Genomic DNA, 458 nt, shown 5'->3' on the forward strand with positions numbered 1-458 from the left:
GTTACTTTAACAACCAGGAGGTTGGCTTAGAAGCAGCCATCCTTTAAAGAAAGCGTAATAGCTCACTGGTCTAGTGATTTTGCGCGGAAAATATAACGGGGCTAAAATAAGTACCGAAGCTGTAGACTTGCACTTAACTCTAGTTATTTAGCTAAGAGCTTTTATTTAAAGTTATATTTCTTTAAAATAGCATAAGCTAAAATAAGCAAGAAGTAATTAGAGTTAAGTGCAAGTGGTAGGAGAGCGTTCTATAGGCGTTGAAGATGTACCGGTAAGGAGCGTTGGAGCGTATAGAAGTGAGCATGCAGGCATGAGTAGCGATAATTAATGTGAGAATCATTAACGCCGTAAACCCAAGGTTTCCTACGCGATGCTCGTCATCGTAGGGTTAGTCGGGTCCTAAGCAAAGTCCGAAAGGGGTATGCGATGGAAAATTGGTTAATATTCCAATACCAACA

Annotated in this window: 1 rRNA gene; it reads left to right on the forward strand. The window is 40.4% G+C overall.

Features of this window, described 5'->3' with window-relative positions:
- Positions 1 to 458, forward strand: a 23S ribosomal RNA gene (locus KJR01_RS09765); the annotation flags it as partial.

The sequence above is a fragment of the Campylobacter sp. 2018MI10 genome (genome assembly GCF_018501175.1).
GTDB lineage: Bacteria > Campylobacterota > Campylobacteria > Campylobacterales > Campylobacteraceae > Campylobacter_E.